General features: G+C 37.9%; 13 protein-coding genes. 6 read left to right on the top strand and 7 right to left on the bottom strand.

Features of this window, described 5'->3' with window-relative positions:
- Positions 1–595 precede the first annotated feature (595 nt).
- The 3 genes from asnB to neuC form a co-directional block, all read right to left on the bottom strand.
- A complete protein-coding gene (gene asnB, locus LB465_RS16245; RefSeq protein WP_224470977.1) occupies positions 596–2,308 on the bottom strand; it encodes an asparagine synthase (glutamine-hydrolyzing) in 1,713 nt (570 codons plus the stop codon).
- Between the two features lie 115 nt (positions 2,309–2,423).
- Positions 2,424–3,140, bottom strand: a complete 717-nt coding sequence (locus tag LB465_RS16250) for an acylneuraminate cytidylyltransferase family protein (RefSeq protein WP_224470978.1) — start codon at positions 3,138–3,140, stop codon at positions 2,424–2,426.
- Between the two features lie 18 nt (positions 3,141–3,158).
- A complete protein-coding gene (gene neuC, locus LB465_RS16255) occupies positions 3,159–4,316 on the bottom strand; it encodes a UDP-N-acetylglucosamine 2-epimerase (RefSeq protein ID WP_224470979.1) in 1,158 nt (385 codons plus the stop codon).
- Between the two features lie 418 nt (positions 4,317–4,734).
- On the opposite strand from neuC, the gene LB465_RS16260 reads away from it, so the two are divergent.
- From LB465_RS16260 to LB465_RS16280, 5 genes are all read left to right on the top strand, one after another.
- The gene (locus LB465_RS16260; RefSeq protein ID WP_224470980.1) at positions 4,735–5,571 is read left to right on the top strand and encodes a polysaccharide pyruvyl transferase family protein; all 837 of its coding nucleotides are present in this window, start codon (positions 4,735–4,737) and stop codon (positions 5,569–5,571) included.
- A 222-nt stretch (positions 5,572–5,793) separates the two neighbouring features.
- Positions 5,794–6,084, top strand: a complete 291-nt coding sequence (locus LB465_RS16265; RefSeq protein WP_224470981.1) for a GIY-YIG nuclease family protein — start codon at positions 5,794–5,796, stop codon at positions 6,082–6,084.
- A gap of 465 nt (positions 6,085–6,549) precedes the next feature.
- Positions 6,550–7,395 (top strand): class I SAM-dependent methyltransferase, encoded by an 846-nt coding sequence (locus LB465_RS16270; RefSeq protein ID WP_224470982.1) that lies wholly within the window; start codon positions 6,550–6,552, stop codon positions 7,393–7,395.
- A gap of 159 nt (positions 7,396–7,554) precedes the next feature.
- The gene (gene gmd / locus LB465_RS16275; RefSeq protein ID WP_224470983.1) at positions 7,555–8,667 is read left to right on the top strand and encodes a GDP-mannose 4,6-dehydratase; all 1,113 of its coding nucleotides are present in this window, start codon (positions 7,555–7,557) and stop codon (positions 8,665–8,667) included.
- Positions 8,668–8,707: 40 nt separating this feature from the next.
- A complete protein-coding gene (locus LB465_RS16280) occupies positions 8,708–9,637 on the top strand; it encodes a GDP-L-fucose synthase family protein (protein WP_224470984.1) in 930 nt (309 codons plus the stop codon).
- Positions 9,638–9,980: 343 nt separating this feature from the next.
- Here LB465_RS16280 and LB465_RS16285 read toward each other — a convergent pair whose 3' ends face one another.
- Together LB465_RS16285 and LB465_RS16290 are read right to left on the bottom strand one after the other, a co-directional pair.
- Complete coding sequence (locus LB465_RS16285; protein WP_224470985.1) at positions 9,981–11,117, bottom strand: glycosyltransferase family 4 protein; 1,137 nt, start codon at positions 11,115–11,117, stop codon at positions 9,981–9,983.
- Positions 11,118–11,140: 23 nt separating this feature from the next.
- Positions 11,141–12,550 (bottom strand): glycosyltransferase family 28 protein, encoded by a 1,410-nt coding sequence (locus LB465_RS16290; protein ID WP_224470986.1) that lies wholly within the window; start codon positions 12,548–12,550, stop codon positions 11,141–11,143.
- 87 nt (positions 12,551–12,637) lie between these two features.
- Here LB465_RS16290 and LB465_RS16295 point away from each other — a divergent pair, with 87 nt between their 5' ends.
- Positions 12,638–14,107: an ArnT family glycosyltransferase gene (locus tag LB465_RS16295; protein WP_224470987.1), complete on the top strand. Its 1,470-nt coding sequence runs from the start codon at positions 12,638–12,640 to the stop codon at positions 14,105–14,107.
- Here the strand turns inward: LB465_RS16295 and LB465_RS16300 are convergent.
- Both LB465_RS16300 and LB465_RS16305 read right to left on the bottom strand, forming a co-directional pair.
- Entirely contained in the window at positions 14,094–14,810 is a 717-nt protein-coding gene (locus LB465_RS16300) for a glycosyltransferase family 2 protein (protein ID WP_224470988.1), read from the bottom strand. The genes LB465_RS16295 and LB465_RS16300 overlap by 14 nt on opposite strands.
- Positions 14,811–15,074: 264 nt before the next feature.
- On the bottom strand, positions 15,075–16,160 hold the full coding sequence (locus tag LB465_RS16305; RefSeq protein WP_224470989.1) for a sugar-transfer associated ATP-grasp domain-containing protein: 1,086 nt from the start codon (positions 16,158–16,160) through the stop codon (positions 15,075–15,077).
- Positions 16,161–16,310 lie beyond the last annotated feature (150 nt).

Consider the following 16,310-nt stretch of genomic DNA (forward strand, 5'->3'; position numbering starts at 1 on the left):
AATTGCTGACATCTTCGTTCTAAACGAGGGTCAGACAGATATCCCGAATAGTTCGGGAAAAACCCATGAGTATCTTCAGTTATATTCATACTCCTAAAATAGTACATTTGTGTACACACGGTAGCTTTTTTAAGGGAAGGTGGCACATCTTTGATGTGACGGAAGGGTCTCTGGGTAGTCAGGATACTTCTCGAAACACCTGAGCTAATGAGGTAATTCACGAAAGAGTTTGGTAATCTCTGAATAGAAAAAATCTAACGCCTTCTCGACTGCGACTAACAATGGGTGTTTTTTTGAAAGCAATTATATTATGAGAAAGAGATTGCTTCAGTCGTCCCGATAGTTATCGGGACTCATCACAATGAAGATTTTTTCTCAACGTTATTACTAGCAACGAAGGAGCGCAGTAATCTTTTCTTCCTAGTTCCCATTAATAATTTCCCCAATTAACGAATTAACAAAACAAAGAACCTCTCCGTCTTTTCGTTTTGCAAACGAAAATCCACCTCTCCTTGAAAAAAGGTGAGGAGCTTTTGCTTTGAATTTGATTTTTATTTTTATAGTTTTTTTTGCAGCAAACTGGAACTAATACCGTCTATCGGCTAAGCAAGAGCCCCGCATTAATCCACTGCCAAATATGAAAACTACTTTGGTTGTCTCCGGCTTTATAATTACTCCATTCCCTTTGCATTTCTTCAAAGTCAAACCAATGTGAAACACGGGAATATCTTAGTTTTTCTAAATTTTCTTCTGTAAAACCCTTTAACTCATTACCCAACCATTCCCTTTGAGGGGTTTGCAGCGGACGTTTGGGAGCATAACTCAAATCTTGAGGAGCGATTTCTTTAAGTATTTCACGGATTAAATATTTCTGAATCCCATTATGAATTTTATATGATTTCGGCTGGGAAAAGGCAAATTCAACCATTCTGTAATCCAAAAAAGGTTCTCTTAATTCTGTGCTATAAGCCATAGAAATCCGGTCATTGAATCTCAATGCACGTGGAATCTTGGTGTGAAAAAGATCCCTGTACTGCAGGTTTTGTAAATTATTGTCAAATGGCCTAGGATAGACCGGTTTTTTAGCTAATTGTCTGAATTCCTCATTTAGCACCTTCAATCGAAACGGAGTGTTTTTCCCGATTCCCTGAATAGTCGCTGTATTTCCGGAATTTTGATAATAATCATACCCCGCCCATTGCTCGTCCATTCCCTGACCATCGAGCAGAACTTTTACTCCGTCTTTTTTTGCGGTTTCAAACAATGCCGCATAAGCTAAAGTGGGCAAACCGGCATAAGGTTCATCTTGGATATCGCTTAGAAACTGTGCTTTTTCAATTACATCACCCTGATGAATTTTAACTTTTGTGAGCGGATTCTGAGTAGTTTCAATCATTTTCTGAACCCACGGCAGCTCGTCATAATTTTCGTCACCGGTATAAAAGGTATAAGCCTGAATATGTCTGTTTTCGTGAAGCCGGTTTACCAAAGCCAGCAATAGCGAGCTGTCCACTCCGCCGCTAATATTAAAGCCAATAGGAACATCGGCTCTAAATCTTAGGGAAATACTATCGGTTAAAATTTCAGAATAAGATTGTTTAGCTTCTTCAAAAGATAAGTTATTAGAATATTTGGACAGGCTTTTTTCAAACTCGTACCACTTCCTAATTTTTAAATTTCCTGATTGATATTCCAGAAAATGTCCTCCCGGGAGTTGATATATATCAGTGTAAAAAGTCTCTGAGGGCATCCCGTAAGAACCGTACGCAAAATAATTAGCCCACACCTGTTCATTAGGTTGGTTCGACTTTAAAAGGCTTTTTATAGCTTTAATTTCACTACTGAAATAGAATTCCTGGTTTTCTTCGGAATAAAAAAAAGGCTTTACCCCAAACCTGTCCCGGGCAGCAAAAAGTTTTTTCTCTCTACTATCCCAAATAGCGAAAGCAAACATTCCATTAAGTTTATTGAGGCAGGATTTCCCCCAAACTATAAATGCTGCCAGTAAAACCTCTGTATCAGATTCTGTTTTATAATTATAATGGGCTTTTAATTCTTGTTTTAACTCTTTGTAATTATAGATCTCCCCATTAAAAGTCAGGTGATAGCGCCCGGAATTATCTTTAAATGGCTGATTGGCTTTTGCAGAAAGGTCAATAATTGAAAGTCGGTTATGTCCCAGGGTGCTATAGCCGGAATCAACATAATTCCCGGTGTGATCCGGGCCACGATGATGTTGAAGTTTCAGCATTTGCTGAAGTTTTTCGCTATTAGCCTTTGTTGAAACAATTCCTGCGATTCCGCACATTCTTTTTATAATTTGCTATTAATTATTCACTTCTCGATACATCCCGACTCCCGTCGGGCCACTCGAAGTGACGAGATACTTAGAACAATATTTTCGAATTCAAACAAGACAAAATTTAAATCCCATTTGTCTTTCTTTCAGCTTTTAACTTTTCCAACATTTGTTCTGCTTTTCTCCAATCTTCCGGGGTATCAATATTTACATAAGGAGAAGCGGAAGTATCAACAAAACCTATCTTCTTGCCAAAAAGGGAATTTTCATTTAAGAGTACTTCGGTTTTAGTAATATAAATCGCTCCGTCTCTATGATAGGCTTTTGGTAAATCCTGTCTTCGGCTTATAATTTCTTTTTCACCGGTAGCGATTTGTAAAGATCCCTCACTTTCTTCAAAAACCCAATGCGGATTATATTCCTCAGGCACTTCTCTTACTGTTACCAACGAATCGAAATTATTGTCCTGAAATTTCAGGATACATTCATCTATAAGTCCGGGTTTTCGAAATGGCGTGGTTGCCTGTAGCAAACATACCGCATCAAATTCAATTCCCTTATCCATGTAGTATTTCACCGCATGTTTCACAACCTCCAGGCTGGAACTGGAATCTTCTGCCAGATGCTCGGGACGTTTAAAAGGAACCTCAAGCTCAAGCTGTTTTGCAATTTGAATAGTGTCTTCGTCGTCTGAGCTTAGGATTACTTTATTTAAAAGCTTTGAGTTTTTTGCCGCTTCAAAAGTGTATTGCAATAGTGGTTTGCCCCCCAGGAGTTTAATGTTTTTCCCGGGAATACCTTTGCTGCCGCCCCGGGCAGGGATTAGTCCTAAAATTTTCATACTGAAGCAGTTTAAATTTTAATAGGTAATTGTTTTGCTATAGGTTAATTCTGAAGTGGCTAAAATTTCAGCAATCTTTATTCCTGAATTTCCATTTCCGTAGATATCGGAAGATTCAAAATGTTCGGTTTGGATTGCGTTTTCGGTCGCCTTTAAAATTTCATTTAAATTGTAGTTTACATCAGTAACATTCGTAGCCCGATTGCGTCGAAATTGCCTATTTCCAATGTTAACCACCGGCACTCCCAAAAAGGCACACTCCCTTAAACCGGCACTGGAGTTGCCTACCAGTGCTTTAGAATTCTTTAAAAGCCTTAAGAAATCTGTCGGTTCCATATTTTTAAAAAAATGTATATTTTCCGGCTTTTCCAGTTCCCTGAAAGTTCGTATTGCGTTAGATGTCCCATCAGATCCTGCATCTACATTTGGCCAGAACCAAAAAGTAGGAATATCTAATTTTTTAATTGCTTTTAGAGTTTCGGTAACATGTACTTTTGCCTGTTTATATTCGGTAGTAACCGGATGTTGCATCACTACAATATAGCCTTCTTTCCAGTTGAGTTTAGAACCCACACCCCCGTATTTTTCAATAGGATCAAAATCGAGAAATGGATATTCTGAAATCTCTTTTGCCAGGTCAATAGAAGGGCAGCCGGTGTTTATCACCTTTTCAGGATTTTCCCCCAGTTTTATTACGCGTTGTTTGGCATCTTCTGAAGCCACCAGGTGAAGATCGGCCAGTTTGGTGTTCGCATGCCTAACTTTTTCATCAATACTACCAGTAACCTCACCTCCCTGGATGTGAACTAAAGGTATATTTTGATAAGCCGCTGCTATAGAAGTAGCGATGGTCTCAAACCGGTCGGCAATGGTGAGCACTGCATGGGGTTTCAGGTTGTAAAAAACATTGGTGAGTTCCATCACTCCCAGGCCGGTGGTTTTGGCCATGGTGGTAGGATTTTCTCCCTCCAGTACCATAAAAACCTTCGCCGCAATTTCAAATCCGTCTTTTTCAATAAAATCTACCGCGTTTCCGTATCGATCCAGGAGAGCCGATCCTGCAATAACTAGTTGTAGTTCCAGTTTGGGGTGTTCCTGTATTGCTGTAAGGGCAGTTTTAATCCGGCTGTAGGAAGGTCGGGCAGTAACGACCACGCATATTTTACGTTTGGGCATTTTCAGTTGTCAGTTATCGGTTGTGGTTATAAGTAAATTCCTTTAGCTCCCTTATTTGGTTGGGAGACTGGTATCGCTAAAGTAGCAATTCTGTTGGGAAATGTTATTGTTTCGGGCATCTATGGCGGAAATTAAGTCGGTAGTCTGTAGTAGTTAGATGAAAACTACTATCTAAGGGCTAATCCAATAAAAGCTTTGCCAAGAATCCACGAATATTTTTTAGTCTTTTCTCTTGATTCCTACTGTCATTACGAGCGACTCAGGAGCACGGTAATCTTTTAAAAGAAGCAATTTTTATAATTTGGACAGATTGCTTCACTACCGACTCCCGTCTAAAGACTCAGGTCTACCGACTAAACATAATTTTCAATATATTTGAGTTTTTAGGCCTGGCCTTAGTAACCCCAAAATATCACTTTTGAAAAAGTCAAAACACAACACTTATCGGGAAAAACAAATTCCTTTGTTTTACTGGAGTGAGATCAAATTTATTTTCAGGGAAAAGGAGAATTATGGCGATTTGCTTTCAAAATACCTGGTAGAAAAGATTAGCGGAAAACCGGTGAAATTTGTTCAGCCTAAAAAGCAGCCCTGGTATAAAAGGAGCAAAACAAATTTTCTTGCGGTCGGCAGTATTCTCCACCATGCAACTAAGCACAGTATTGTTTGGGGGAGTGGCATTATAGACCACGAGCAGGAAATTGCTGAAGCCGACTTTAGGGCAGTGCGAGGACCGCAAACCAGGGGTTTTTTATTGAAGCTGGGCTATAATTGTCCTGACGTATATGGAGATCCTGCGCTTTTACTTCCGAAGTATTATAATCCCCAGGTGGAGAAAAAATATAAGATCGGGGTAGTTCCGCATTATCACGATTATAAAACAGCAGTAGCATTTTTTGGGGATAAACCTGGAATAAAAGTAATAGATCTGCTCACTATGGATGTGGAAGAAACTACCAGGGAAATCTTAAGCTGTGAAAACATAATTTCCTCTTCGCTTCACGGACTAATTGTTGCCCACGCCTATAAAATTCCGGGGCTTTGGGTAGAGTTTTCCGATAAGATCTTTGGAAACGGGATCAAGTATCAGGATTACTTTGAATCACTAAAAATCCCGTTTTATAAAGCCGACTTTATTGAAAATGGCAAAACGGCTGAAGAATTGCTTGTATTAATGCAGGATAAACCACTTTTACCTAAAGTTGATCAATTAGAAAAAATCCAGAAAGGTTTGTTGGAAAGTTGTCCCTTTTAGGCTTGAGTTTATGAGCTCTTATGCTAAAAGAAAGTAAGTGACAGCGTGCATAGGGAAGTCCTCGATACAAATTCAATCTTGCTGCCGCCGATTGAATTCACTCGGACTGACGTTTCTACAAATTGTAGGACAACTTAGTTTTTGTTTTTGTAATCGCACCGTCACTTCGAGTGATCCCGATGGAATCGGGATTGTATCGAGAAGTCTTTATTTACTTATAGCATGAAACTCAGTTACGTTTATATTCTTAAATGCGCTGATGCAACTTTTTACACGGGTGTTACCTCTAACCTGGATAAGAGAATTATTGAGCATTATAATGGAATTCATCCGGGGAGTTATACTGCAAAACGCCGTCCACTAAGTCTGGTTTTTTATGCTGAGTTTACAGATATTCAATTAGCTATAATGCGCGAAAAGCAGATAAAAAAATGGTCGAAAGCTAAGAAAGAAGCTTTGATAGAAGGTAGTTTTGAAGAATTACCGAATTTAGCAAAGAAGAAATTTAAATAGGCAGTCACTTCAAGTAGCTTTATACCTATTGCCACTGGAGTATAATGTGCATCGAGAAGTCCTCGATACAAATTCAATCTTGCTGCCGCCGATTGAATTCACTCGGCCTGACGTCTCGACCAGGCCTGGGATATCCTGCTTTATTTTTTGTAATTTCCCGTCACTTCGGAGTAGGCTTATACCTAACGATAGTGGAATATGACGTGTATCGAGAAGTCTACACCTTAAAAACCTATTCGATTTGAGTTTATAGCGTGGTGATCCTTTGTTGAGAGTGTACCTTCACCGGGCAATAAACCACGCAAATTCAGGGATATGTATTGCGAATCTGTTCTCGATACAGCGTTATTTTCGCTTAGGCTCAAATACCGCCACTCGAACTGACGTGCTGAATTTTATGGGCAGGTAATTAGTTTTATTACTTTCACTTCAATTTTATATTTTTAGCAAAACAGAAAATAGGCAATGAGTTCAAATCTTAACCAGGATAAAAATAAACTGCATTATGAGAAGCTTTATGCCAACTACAACATAAAGAATATCCTTCATTGGATCAATAATCTCGATCAATTCCTTGCTTCGGCGACTACTACTGAAACCAGCTGGTTTGCACTTTACCAAAGAAACTTCAGAGAAAAAATAAAAGGCAAAAAAGTTTTGGAAATGGGCTGTGGCGATTGTGTAAATGCGGCGGTAATGGCTGCTCTTGGCGCTGAGGTTTATGCCAATGATATAGCAGATTCCAGTGGTAAAATAGTAGAAGCTTTAAATGAAGCCTATAAATTCGAATTTCCTATTCGTTTTGTAAGTGGGGATTTTTTAGAAAATGACCTGGAGTCAAAGCAATTTGATTTTGTGGTTGGGAAGGCATTTTTACATCATTTGGAATTACCGGTTGAAGAACAGTTTTTAAAAGAAACCGCCCGACTTTTAAAAGAAGATGGGGAAGCCCGATTTTTTGAACCGGCGGTTAACTCAAAGTTACTCGATGAGTTTCGCTGGTATGTTCCGGTTAAAAACAGACCATCAAAATTTCACAAAACCGACTTTGCTGAATGGAAAAAAAATGATCCGCATCCCGACAGAAGCTTTAGTTCTTCTCATTTTGAAAAAGCAGGCAGAAAGTTTTTTACAGAAGTGGAAATCATTCCGGTAGGCACCCTGGAACGTTTTAGCCGATTTTTTAAATGGGGAGCGCAAAAAAATAATTTTAAAAAGTGGGCATTAAAAACCGAAACCAAGCTCCCCCGAATCATAAACAAACCCCTCACCCGAAGTCAATTGATTATTTATAAAAAGCCTATTTTTTAATAATTTTTTGAAACTTTTTATTTTCCTTGCAACCCGCAACTCTAAACCCCAAACCCCAAAAAAAGTCCTTTTTTGAATAAACTGAGAACTCAGGAAATAAAAATTCTTTTACCTTGGTCAGGTATTTACCGGTTTGTTGCCGGAAAATAAAAGAAAAGGATGAAAAAAGCATTAATAACAGGAATTACCGGTCAGGATGGAGCCTATTTAAGTGAATTTCTTCTGAAAAAAGGATATGAAGTGCATGGGATTAAACGCAGATCTTCACAGTTCAATACCTCCAGGATAGACCACCTCTACCAGGATCCTCACGAGACGAATAGAAACTTTGTTCTCCATTACGGAGATATGAGCGATAGTACAAATCTTATCCGTCTCATCAAAGAGATCCAGCCTGATGAGATCTATAACTTGGCAGCAATGAGTCATGTGCAGGTTTCCTTTGAAATTCCGGAATATACGGGAAATACCGACGGACTCGGCGCCCTTCGAATTCTCGATGCGGTAAGGTTACTGGGACTGGAGAAAAAGGTAAGGGTTTACCAGGCCTCAACTTCTGAATTATTTGGAAAGGTTCAGGAAAGTCCGCAATCGGAAACCACTCCTTTTTACCCTCGCAGCCCCTACGGTGTCGCAAAGCTTTATGCTTACTGGATCACGGTTAATTACCGGGAGGCATACGGGATGTTTGCCTGTAACGGTATTCTATTTAACCATGAATCCCCTTTACGGGGAGAGACCTTTGTAAGTCGGAAGATCACAAGGGCAGTGGCAAGGATCGCTTTAGGCTTACAGGATAAATTCTACCTGGGAAACCTGGATGCACAAAGAGATTGGGGGCATGCAAAAGACTACGTAAGAATGATGTGGATGATCCTGCAGGCCGAAGAAGCTGAAGACTGGGTAATTGCAACCGGTACCACCACCAAAGTAAGGGATATGGTTAAGATGGCTTTTTCAGAAGCGGGAATAGAGCTGGAGTTCAGGGGAGAAGGAGTTGAGGAAAAGGCTCTGGTAAAATCCTGTAATGATGAACGTTTTCAGCTTGAGATAGGTAAGGAAATTCTGAATATCGACCCACGGTATTTTAGACCTGCGGAAGTAGATCTGCTGGTAGGTGATGCGTCAAAAGCTCATAAAAGGTTAGGCTGGAAACCGGAATATGATTTAAAAGATTTGATAAAAGAAATGATGGAGAGCGACCTGATACTGATGCTGAAAGAACAACACCTGAAAAATGGAGGCTTTACCACTTTAAATTACTTTGAGTAAGTGAAAGATTTCAAGGTTTAAAACAGATTACACGGATTAAATGAATAAGGAAACAAAAATATATATAGCAGGTCACAAAGGAATGGCAGGTTCGGCTATCTGGAGAAAATTATCAAGGGCAGGATATACCAATCTTTTAGGGAGAACCTCCGGGGAACTTGATCTCAGGGACAGGTTATCCGTAAACCGGTTTTTTGAAGAGGAAAGCCCGGAAGTAGTGATCCTGGCTGCGGCAAAAGTAGGAGGCATTTGGGCCAATAATGAATTTCCATATGAATTTCTTATGCACAATTTGCAAATACAGAATAATGTTATTGAAGCGGCCCACAACTACGGTATAAAAAAGTTTATTTTCCTCGGAAGTTCCTGTATCTATCCCAAACATTCTCCTCAGCCCATTAAAGAAGAATACCTATTATCTGGCGAGCTGGAACCTACCAACCAATGGTATTCCCTGGCAAAGATCGCCGGGATTAAAGCCTGCGAAGCTTTGCGTCGACAATATGAAAAGGATTTTGTATGCCTGATGCCCACAAATTTATATGGCCCGGGAGATAATTTCGACCTGAAAACCTCGCATGTGCTTCCTGCACTGATCAGAAAATTCCATGAAGCAAAAAACCGGGATCATGCGCCGGTAAAGCTTTGGGGAACGGGAAGCCCTATGAGGGAATTTATGCATGTAGATGACCTGGCCTCGGCGGTTTTGTTTAGCCTGCAACATAAGCTGGAAGAAACTATCTATAATGTGGGAACCGGAAAAGACCTTCGAATAGATGAACTGGCAGGTATAATTCAAAAGCTCACCGGTCACCACGGAGAAATATTCTGGGACCAGTCCAAACCCGACGGCACTCCCAGAAAATTACTGGATGTCGAAAAGCTGAAAAACAAAGGTTGGCAGGCAGAGATAGCACTGGAAGAAGGAATTATACAGACTTATGAGTGGTATCGAATTGCAGTTGGTTGAGAGTAAAAGTACCCACATTGGCTTCTAGTGTTAGGCGGTAGTCGGTATGTATCGAGAAGTGTTTGATATTTAGAATTACTATATGTTTTTCGATACACCCTTGCTCTGTGATCGCTATCCAAAGTTACTCGAACCCAACGAGAGATTTTTATTTACAACTCACAACCGAGAACTGACAACCCAAAACCCCAAAACAGACATCCGAACCAACAACTGAGAACTAAAAGCTCAAACAGACAACCGAGAACCGACAACGGAGAACTCACAACCCCAAACAACAAACATTCCCAATACCCAATTAACAAATTAACCAATCCCAACTCCCAAATTAACGAATCCCGAATTACCGAATCACCGATTCATAAAACCTGATATTTTCTATCACCACCACCTCTGTGGAAAATTTTGCCACCACCCTTTTCCTCGCCGCTTCCCCCATTTTCTCTGCTAATTCGTTATTTTCAAGAAGAGATAGAACCTTTTCTGCATAACTAGCATGGTCTTTAGGATTTACGGTATATCCCGTTAACCTGTTTTGCATCACCTCCTCGGCCCAACCGATATCTGAAGTTACCAGGGCTTTTTCCATAGCCATAGCTTCCAGCCAGGTCATGGGCAGGGCTTCGGCAAAGCTGGGAAGCACAATCACTGCCGCTTTAGAGATTTGTGCTTTTACTTCTTGGTAGGGCAGACTTCCTGTCCAGGTAATTTTTTTCCGACTCTCATCATTCAGTAGTTTCTCAAACAAGGCACGGGTAGATTTTCCGGTTTTTATATCGGGTACATCCCTTCCGGCCATGATCAGGCGGGCATTAGGGTTTTGTTGGTTTATTAGGTTAAAAATATGGGCCAGTTCCAGTACTCCCTTTTTCCTGATAATGCTTCCGAAATACAGAATGGTGTCAGGGGTTGGTGCTTCTCCTGTTGACCTGAAAGCCTCTACATCTACCGAGTTGGGAATTACCTTGATTTCTTTTTTCAAACCAAAGATTTCCCGGGTTTTTGAAGCTGTAAATTCGCTTACTGAGAGCAGATGATCTGCATTTTTCAAAGCCAAATTTTCAAACCAAAAGTTCTTCTTCTTCTGCGGCCTACCTTCCAACCAACAAAAATAAGAGTCGCTGCCATTCATTCTTATTACCAGGGGGCACTGAAACTTCATAAAAGCTGTTATCCCTGTCCAGTCCGGGGCTTCCAGGGCATCGATCTTCTTATCCAATATCACTTTATTAATATAGAATTCCAGGTATTTCCTGTAGCGATACCAACCAAAGAAATCATAATGTAGCTGCTTAATAAAATAAAAGCTGATTCCGTTTTCTTCAAAAACTTTATCCTCTTCCTGCCCATAAATAAAAATACTTATGCGAAACTCTTTTTTTACCAACTGCTCTGCCAGGTTTTTAATACTGGTGCCAAGTCCGCCGGAAGGGGTGGAGTGGGAGTGGGGGTATTCTGGGGTGAGGAAAGCTAGATGCATTGTCGGTTGTGAGTTATCGGTTCTCAGTTTTCAGTGGTTTTTTGATCCAGAATTTTCTCTAATTTTTCCCATATTCGTTTCGAAGCTTTATCAGCAGGATCAATATTTATTTTTTTAAACCAATCCAGGGCTTTTTTAGTTTTCTCATTTGGATTTTTTAAAGCCTCTTCCAATTTAGTTGGGATTTCATCCTTTGAATTTAACCAATAAACTTCTTCTCCGGTAGGCATTGATCTAAAATGCACAAATTTATAAACCTTTTCAGGACTCCAGTCGCCCTGGGTTTTATTTCTTACCTCATAATTAAGATACAAACAGGGCTTTCCGAAGATTGCGAAATCAAAGACCATCGAGGAACCGACATTAACAACCATTTCTGAGTACAGAATCGTATTTATTTGAAGGCTTAGATCTTCTTTTGTAGGTAAAACAGTGTTCCACTGTTCTCCGGTTTTTTCCCATTTGGGTGCGATTGGAACTATTAAATCTTTATACTTCTCTAATACTTTGTCATATCTATCGGAAAAATCTACAGGACACCGCCTAAAAATAATGCCCAGCCTGTGTCTCTGGAAATTTAGTTTTTCTACTGCTTCTGCTAGATCATTAAGGTATTGTGGGTCATCTGGAGAAGTGGTGATATCATCCCCGCTAAAACATATGTATTTCTTTGAAAGATTGAGTCCATGTTCTTTAAAAAATGTTTCGCGGCTTTGTCTAAGGATAAGATCGTAATGAGGCTCAAATTGAGGGCTTCCCGTTACAACCACTTGTTTTAATTTTATATGCGGATAATAGCTTAGCAATTGCTCTTTCATGTGTTCACTCCAAACAAAATAATAATCGGTTTCCACCACCATGGTTGCTTTGGGCAGATTGTCCCAGGAAAAAATAAAACTGGCGGTAGGTATACCCAGATCTTGTGCCGCTGTTAAAGGTGCAATAGCATTTACCGGTCGTTGATTGGTACAGAATAGAAAATCGGGTTTTTCTTTTTTTAGAATTGCTTTACAATCTTCATGAAATTCCCCCTTCCTCTCTGAGGCCTTCATTTGGGTTATCAATCGCTGCAAGCCTGCTTCTCCTTTGGTTCGGCTGATTAGTTGATCGACAATAAAATTTTTTATCCGCGCTTTTAGGTTTTTCTTCGAGGCAGGAAATTTGTAATCCTGATAAACAGGGTCCGAAAATTTCTGGGTCCAGTAGTCGAGCTCTGAAATTATTTTTGCCCGTTTCAAAAGATCAGTTTTTGGGCGGGCATTTCCGTTAAGTTTGATTTCCTTATAGCCTAAATTGTTAAGATCAAAAGGGGTATGGTTCCAAAAGATCACTTCCCAACCCAATTCTTTTCCAATTTCCACAAAAGAAGTGAAAGCAAAATTTCTAAGACCAACCCCGTCGGGAAGGAGGATAAAGATTTTTTTGGGATGCAAAATATTAAGATGTATTTATTTTCAAATATAGTAAATTAGCATCTTGTGCTTTTTTAATTCTTAACAGAAAATAACCAGAAATTAAATTTGATTCATTCCAATCTTAAATTTCATTGCCTGGCATTAATCGGTGCTGCCTTATTATTACTGGTAATCTTACCATATAAATTAGGTTTTAGTCCAGATTCTATTGCATATATGGAGGTTACTGAAAATCTCGTTTCTGGAAATGGAATAACAGATAATGAAGGGCATCTAGTAAACCACTGGCCTCCATTATTCCCAATGTTAGTTTCATTTGTTGCGACTATAATTAATGTGGAAATTCTTCAGGCGGGACTGATCCTTCAGATTTTTCTCTTTTACTTATTTCTGCTAATCAATATGTTAATTTTACGGGAATTAAAAGTTAACCATAAACTAATTATATTTTTTGGAATATCTCTTATTTTCTCTCAAGTATCCGTCAACTTTCTAAACTTTTTATCAGAAGGGCTTTTTTTAGTGTTGCTCAGTTTCTCATTTTATTTCTTTCTGAGATGGATTCAGACTGGTAAATCCTTAAATCTTTATTTCTGTTCTCTGGCTTGTGGTTTGTTTTTTCTAAGTAGATATGCGGGAATTGCTTTCCTGGGTTGTTATTCACTGTTTATTTTGTTTTTTCCAGAGGAGAAAGTGGTTCAAAGGTTTAAAAACTTATTTGGATTTCTATTCACCTTTATGTTGACAATTTCTCCCTGGTTTATTTATCAAAATTTCTTTGATACACCTCCTGTAGGCCGCGAAATTGCCATTCACCTTATTCCGGTTGGGAAACTTCAGGATATGTTTATCACCTTTGGATACTGGTTTTTGGGAAGTAGATTAGCTATTGTTTTATTCACAGGGGTTTTTCTTTTTTATTTACTAAAAATAAAAGTCATAAAGAAGTATGCACTGGAAACTTATAAAACGAACAGGTCTGCAATTTTTATTATTGTTCTTTTTTTAATTCTTTATCCTGCTTTTCTAATTATTTCTATTTCATTTTTTGACTTCTGGACTCCAATGACCAATAGGATATTATCTCCTCTTCTCAGTTTTTTATTGATTCTAATCTTTTTGTTTTTTCAGAAACTTTGGAGGAATGGGGAAAATAAATTGGCATATGCAGGTATTGTTTTTCTTTTCTTAAGCTTCAGCTCCTCATTATTTCCTGTTTTGAAAAATCATTATTTGAGTGGAGGTGGTTATGCGAAAAAAATGTGGGTGGAATCAGAAACTTTATCTTTTCTAAAGGATCAAAATCCTAATATTCTTACTTATTCCAATGGCGTTGAATTGGGGAAACTTCATCTGCAGCAGGATTTTGAATTGCTTCCTAAAATGAATGAGGACTTAAAAATGGAAAACCTAAAGGAAAATATATGTAGAGGTGAGGCTCAAATTGTTTTTTTAAACGAAGTGAATTGGAGAAATTATTTAGTTAATGAGCATTGGCTACGAGAAAATTTTAATAAAAACTATTTTATTCCCTTAGAGGATGGTTTTATATTGAGGAAAATTAGCGATGAATAATATTATATTTAAAGACACACCATAAGGCCCGAAATCCATCCTTCCAGTTTATCTTTTTTCCTTCTTCATAAGTACGACCATAGTAGGAAATTCCAACTTCATAGATTCTGATCCCCGGAACTCTACTAATCTTTGCCGTAACCTCCGGTTCAAAACCAAAACGCTTTTCCTTAAGCTCCAAAGATTTTAAAATATCAGCCCTAAAAAGCTTATAGCAGGTTTCCATATCGGTTAAATTGAGGTTGGTAAAAGCATTGCTTAAAAAAGTGAGAAATTTATTTCCTATAGAGTGCCAGAAGAAAAGTATGCGGTGAGGATTTCCTCCCATAAACCTGGAGCCGTATACTACATCAGCTTTTTCTGATAGTATAGGTTTTAGTAAATGATTATATTCACCAGGATCATATTCTAAATCGGCGTCCTGAATAATTATAAAATCTCCTGAAGCAATTTCAATTCCTTTGTGAATTGCCGCCCCTTTTCCCTGATTGAACTTCTGCCTGAAATAATTAATATGTAAATCAGGATTTCCAATGATAAATTGTTCAATTAATTCCCCTGTTTTGTCGGTGGAATGATCATCAATGATTATGATTTCCTTTTGAAGGGAAGGATCCAGGTTTAAATCTTGCAATGTTTTTAAAATGGGAGTAATGCTTCCCTCTTCATTATATGCTGGAATTAAGATAGATAATTTTTTCAAGAGGTAATTTTAAAACTGATATAGTTTCTTGGATTTAATAATTTAGAACACATAGGTTTTACAGAAGCCCGCTATCTTCGTATTAAATACTATTGCAATTTAAATTTTATTTTTAGTTTTTGCTGAAAAAATCTTTCATTCTAATTTACTGCAATTTCCAAACAAAACCATTCTAATTAAGCACTCTTTTTGAATCTTGTAAACGAACATTTCTTGGAGCAATTTAATTGTATAAAGTAGTAAATGCTGTTGTAAAATTAAATTCTAAAGTAAAGGAGGGTGCTTTTTATAGTATTCGATTACTTCTTTAGTACGTTCGCCAAATAAGGGGCCACAACAAATCTGGCCTGTTCGAATGCCCGGAACCCTTGTGTTTACTTCAATTACAACAACTTCTCCCTTACTATTTATTGCTAAATCCCAACCTAATAATCCACACATGGGAAAATAACGAGAATGATTATCTAAGACCATATTTATACATTTCTGGTAATGGGTGATTTTTTTATTCTTGAAAGGCACACCATTTTCTGACTTTTCGAATTTCAATAAATTTTTATTAAAAGCTTTATGGTCTAAGCTTCCATCTTTGCTAATCTTTACTCTTAAACTTCCTGCAGAATTGTCAGCTATGTTCCCTGGACTTCCTACCATTAGTAAAACAAAAAGTATGGTTGTTTTTCCGTTTAAAAACAATGAGGTAACCCTTAAAGTATTAACGGAAGATTCATTAAAAATTCTTGTGTCCTCATGTTGAACAATTACTTCTTGAATAATATAATTTTTGGAATAACTATCTAGGATTTTTATAATTTCATTTGATGAATATTCCTCTATGTTAATCGATTTCACACCCCGGCCTCCAAATGAACCACTAATAGGTTTTATAAAGATTTTATCTTCTTTTAAAATTTTTTGGAGAACTTGGTGTTTGGAAATGGGTAGAAACTCATTATTAAAAGAATTTCCTTCAACATTTTTAATTATCGTTCGTGGCCTTTTTAGCCCTTTTAAAATTAAGTCAAAGAATGCTTTATTTTCATAAAATGCAGAATATGAAGTTGGATTAAGACTTTTAATAATTAAAGGATAATATAAACTACTAGGTAGAAACTGTGGATCAAATCCAGAGATTTTTTTGAATATACGAAACTCATTGGTTAAAGAAGCTGTCAAACCAGCCGGACCCCAAATGCTAAAAATCTGTTTAAGTTCATCCCCTGTTAATTGTGGAGTATCAAATAAATTCATCAAGGTGTTTTCTTCCCTGAAGAGCCATTCCCGGTTTTTTTTTAATTTCTTCTGAAGAAGAACTTTCTTTTTGATTTTCCTGATATATTTCAAAGACATCACAATTCTCTTTTTACTTTTTTTATATAAATATATAAATATCGTACTAATAGTATTTAAAAGAAGTAAATCCTATATATTTTTACAGCAGGATTAGAAATCCTGAATTTAGATTTTAGTTGTTGTAAATCTTGAGAGGATAAGAAACAA

It is taken from the genome of Salegentibacter lacus, from assembly GCF_020164555.1.
Taxonomy (GTDB): Bacteria; Bacteroidota; Bacteroidia; order Flavobacteriales; family Flavobacteriaceae; genus Salegentibacter; species Salegentibacter lacus.

Excerpts from the sequence above, each read along its gene's own strand:
- LB465_RS16280 (WP_224470984.1), top strand. The coding sequence starts at position 8,708 with ATGAATAAGGAAACAAAAATATATATAGCAGGTCACAAAGGAATGGCA.
- LB465_RS16270 (WP_224470982.1), top strand. The coding sequence starts at position 6,550 with ATGAGTTCAAATCTTAACCAGGATAAAAATAAACTGCATTATGAGAAG.
- neuC (WP_224470979.1), bottom strand. The coding sequence starts at position 4,316 with ATGCCCAAACGTAAAATATGCGTGGTCGTTACTGCCCGACCTTCCTAC.
- LB465_RS16265 (WP_224470981.1), top strand. The coding sequence starts at position 5,794 with ATGAAACTCAGTTACGTTTATATTCTTAAATGCGCTGATGCAACTTTT.
- LB465_RS16285 (WP_224470985.1), bottom strand. The coding sequence starts at position 11,117 with ATGCATCTAGCTTTCCTCACCCCAGAATACCCCCACTCCCACTCCACC.
- LB465_RS16305 (WP_224470989.1), bottom strand. The coding sequence starts at position 16,160 with ATGTCTTTGAAATATATCAGGAAAATCAAAAAGAAAGTTCTTCTTCAG.
- asnB (WP_224470977.1), bottom strand. The coding sequence starts at position 2,308 with ATGTGCGGAATCGCAGGAATTGTTTCAACAAAGGCTAATAGCGAAAAA.
- LB465_RS16250 (WP_224470978.1), bottom strand. The coding sequence starts at position 3,140 with ATGAAAATTTTAGGACTAATCCCTGCCCGGGGCGGCAGCAAAGGTATT.
- gmd (WP_224470983.1), top strand. The coding sequence starts at position 7,555 with ATGAAAAAAGCATTAATAACAGGAATTACCGGTCAGGATGGAGCCTAT.